General features: G+C 53.1%; 4 protein-coding genes. All 4 read left to right on the forward strand.

Features of this window, described 5'->3' with window-relative positions; all coding sequences use genetic code 11:
• Window positions 1-445 (forward strand): aminomethyl transferase family protein (locus O6944_00750; GenBank protein MCZ6717682.1); only part of this gene is annotated, 445 nt, incomplete at its 5' end.
• A gap of 12 nt (window positions 446-457) precedes the next feature.
• The gene (locus O6944_00755; GenBank protein ID MCZ6717683.1) at window positions 458-1,015 is read left to right on the forward strand and encodes an HD domain-containing protein; all 558 of its coding nucleotides are present in this window, start codon (window positions 458-460) and stop codon (window positions 1,013-1,015) included.
• A gap of 35 nt (window positions 1,016-1,050) precedes the next feature.
• Window positions 1,051-3,507, forward strand: coding sequence for an FAD-dependent oxidoreductase (locus O6944_00760; protein ID MCZ6717684.1), 2,457 nt, complete (start codon window positions 1,051-1,053; stop codon window positions 3,505-3,507).
• Between the two features lie 53 nt (window positions 3,508-3,560).
• On the forward strand, window positions 3,561-3,913 hold a 353-nt coding region (locus O6944_00765), incomplete at its 3' end, for an FAD-dependent oxidoreductase (protein ID MCZ6717685.1).

Below are 3,913 nucleotides of genomic sequence, written 5' to 3' on the forward strand. Positions count from 1 at the left end.
TGGCATTCTGTCCTGGGGTCAGGATATGGATTTTGAAACCAATCCATATCAATGTGGTCTGGGCTGGCAAGTAGATTTTTCAAAAGAAAATTTCATCGGAAAGCGTGCACTACAAGAGATCAAGGACAAAGGCGTCACGCATAAGTTGGCGGGTATTAAAATGGGCGGCGAGGCGATTGACTGGTATCCGGCCGATTTTTATAATGTGTTTTATGATAATGAAGTTGTTGGCTATGTTACCTCTGCCTTCTATTCCCCGGCAATGGGGTGCAATATAGGTTATGCAATGCTGCCCGTAGATCTCACCGAAGATGGCACCGAATTACAGGTAAAACTGGATGATCAATATGCCAAGGAACCGGTCTGGGCGGAAACCGTACCCACACCTTTCAAGCAACCAGAAGCGCCAGGCACCGGTTTATCAACCATGGGAAGAAAGTTGTGATCTTCTCGCATTATGACTGAGAAAGTTCTTTTTACTGCAATGGAGCGCGGGACGCAGTCCGATTACGACGTCGTCAATGCTCATCACGCGAAGTTTGTCGAGATGCAGGCTGTTCGCGTACTTGCCTGGTTGCAGGCGATGGATGGTGACTCGCCTTATCAGATCAGCCGCCTCGATCATTGCCTGCAAACCGCAACACGCGCGGAGCAAGATGGTGCGGATGACGAAACCATAGCTTGTGCTTTGCTGCACGATATTGGCGATTTCCTCGCGCCGGCCAATCATTCTCAGGTAGCAGCTGCGCTTCTGGCTCCCTACATCAGCGAGAAGAACCACTGGATCATCGAACACCACGGCCTGTTTCAAGGATATTACTGGTTTCAATACATCGAGCAGGACCCCAACGCGCGCGAAAAATACCACGACCATGAATATTACCAGGCCTGCGTTGAGTTCTGCGCTCGTTGGGATCAGCCGTCTTTCGACACAGCGTACGATACGCGCCCACTGGAGCACTTTGCGCCACTGGTTCACGAACTTTTTGCGAGAGAACCAGGGGAATTTTTCTAAAACGGGCGAAATGAACAATATCAGGAAGTGTCGCAATGAAGTCAGAGGTCCGTGTCGTTGTAATTGGCGGTGGTGTAGTTGGGGTGAGCGCACTCTATCACCTGGCTAAGAAAGGCTGGGGAGACGACGTTGTTCTAGTGGAAAAAGCGGAGCTTACCTCGGGTTCCACGTGGCATGCCGCCGGGCTGCTGCCGCTGTTTAATATGAGTTACAGCGTCGGTCAGATTCACAAATATTCCGTTAAATTGTATCAGGAGCTTGAACAGGAGACGGGTCAACCGGTCGGCTTCAGTCAGGTTGGCAATCTGCGCCTGGCGATGAACCAGGACCGCATGGATGAGTACTATCAGTATGCGGCCACGGCAAGAACGATAGGAATCGACTTTCAGTTCCTGACGCCTGGCGAGATAAAAAAGCTCTGGCCAATGTGTAACATTGAGGGTCTTGTGGGCGGAATTTTCCATCCTGACGATGGTTATATCCAGCCTGCAGACCTGACTCAGGCGCTGGCCAAAGGGGCGCGTACACGTGGGGCGACGATCTATCGCAACACATCTGTATTAGCCATCGAGCAATCGTCATCGGGAAACTGGCTGGTTAAGACGGCAAGTGGCGATATCAGCTGCGAGCACATCATTTCGGCGACCGGCAATTATGCGCGGCAAACCGGCGAAATGGTGGGTCTCGATCTCCCGGTCATCCCTGTTGAGCACCAATACATCGTCACTGAGCCACATCCGGAGCTGGTTAAGCGCCGTGAGAATGGCGAGCCGGAAATGGCTGTGTTGCGTGAGTCGGATGGTTCCTGGTATCTGCGCGAGGAAAGCGGCGGATTTCTCCTCGGGCCGTATGAAAAAGGCGCTCCGTGTTGTTATACCGATGGCCCCGATCCGCGGGCCGAATGCGAGTTGTTCCAGGAAGATATTGACCGGCTTGTTCCGCACATTGAAGCGGCCATGGCACGGGTGCCGGCGTTTGCCGAAGTGGGTATGAAGAAGGTATACAACGGGGCGATCGCTTACACACCGGATGGCAATCCGATCATAGGGCCGGCCTGGGGTCTCGATAATTTCTGGTTGAATGAAGGACACAGCTTTGGCATCACAGCTGCCGGTGGCGCAGGCTGGCAACTGGCAGAGTGGATTGTTGAGGGCGAGCCAACGATTGACATGCTCGGCGTCGAACCGCGGCGTTTTGGCGACTATGCGACCAAGAGTTATCTCATCGAGAAGAATGAAGAAACGTATGCGCATGTTTTCGTTATTCATTACCCGGACGAGGAGCGTCCGGCGGCACGCCCGCTGCGAACGGCACCTTGTTATGAGCGTTTGAAAAACATGGGCGCAGTTTTCGGGCAGAAGTTTGGCTGGGAACGCGCTAACTGGTTTGCGACCGACGGTATGGTGCAGGAAGATGACTGGTCGTTCCGCCGTTCGAAGTGGTTTGCTGCCATCGGTAGAGAGATTGCGAATGTCACCGCAAATGTCGGTTTACTCGACATGACCGCGTTCGCTAAGTGCCGCATATCAGGACCCGGGGCAGAGTCGTTTCTGGACTACTTTGTCGCGAATCGTCTGCCGAAAAAAGTCGGTGGTATCGGGCTTTGCCACGCGCTGAATAAAAGCGGTGGTGTGCACTCCGAGTTTACGATCTTGCGCGAGTCAGATGACTCTTTTTATCTTGTGTCGGCTGGCGGACTGCAACGCCTCGACCATGATTACCTGCAAAAACATATGCCGAAATCAGGCTCGGTTCGATTCACACAGCTAACAGGGGCTAATGGTGTATTGGTCATCGCGGGTCCTAAATCCAGAGAATTGTTGCAACGGGTGTCACGGGCAGATTTTTCCAACGAGGCGTTCCGCTGGCTAACAGCACAAAATATTGTTGTCGGTATGGCACCCGTGAATGCACTGCGCATAAATTACGTTGGCGAGTTGGGCTGGGAACTCCATCACGGGCTTGAATATCAGAATCATATCTTCGATGCGCTGTTTGCTGCCGGCGAAGATCTCGGCTTAAAGCCCTTTGGCATCCGGGCAATGGACTCGATGAGGATCGAGAAGTCCTACCGTATGGTTGGAACGGAACTGTCCACTGAATATTCCGCATACGAGTCGGCTATGGACCGATTCATCCAACCTGACAAAGGAGATTTTCTCGGGCGTGATGGTTTACTCGAGTCACAAAAAACTGGCCTGAAAAACTTGCTGGTAACGCTGGAAGTGAGGGGCGTGGAAGATGCTGACGCACTTGGCAACAATGCACTCCTGAGGGACGGCGAGCTTATAGGTCGTGCGACTGGCGGCGGTTTTGGTTTCCGCGTCAACAAGTCGTTGGCCCTCGGGATGGTGCAGCCGGAATATTCCGGGCTCGGCACAGAGTTGGAAATCGACATTCTAGGCAAGACCTTTGAGGCTGTTGTGGTGCCGGACAGTCCATTTGACCCCAAAAACGAGCGACTAAGAGATGTCAACGGAGCAAATGACTAAAGCGAGTGGGGCTTGGCGCAACAAGCAGATTATGGACCGGTAAACGCAACTGAATGAAGAAGTACTCAGCATATAGTCTGCTGCGCAATGCCATGGGCTACAACCGCAACTGGCAACGCGCGTGGCGCAGCCCCGAGCCGAAGCGAAAATACGCTGTGCTGATCGTCGGTGGCGGCGGTCACGGCCTGGCAACGGCCTACTATCTGGCGAAAGAGCACGGCGTGCGAAATATCGCGGTGCTTGAGAAGGGTTGGATCGGCGGCGGTAACACAGGCCGTAATACGACCATCGTGCGCTCCAATTATCTGTGGACAGAATCATCACTGCTGTATGAGAAATCGTTACAGCTTTGGGAAGGTCTGAGTCAGGAGTTGAACTACAACGTCATGTTCAGCCAGCGTGGCGT

Source organism: Gammaproteobacteria bacterium (assembly GCA_027296625.1).
GTDB lineage: Bacteria > Pseudomonadota > Gammaproteobacteria > JAKEHO01 > JAKEHO01 > JAKEHO01.

Bases quoted from the DNA above. Each gene is read 5' to 3' on its own strand.
- O6944_00760 (MCZ6717684.1), top strand. From the start codon at position 1,051: ATGAAGTCAGAGGTCCGTGTCGTTGTAATTGGCGGTGGTGTAGTTGGG.
- O6944_00755 (MCZ6717683.1), top strand. From the start codon at position 458: ATGACTGAGAAAGTTCTTTTTACTGCAATGGAGCGCGGGACGCAGTCC.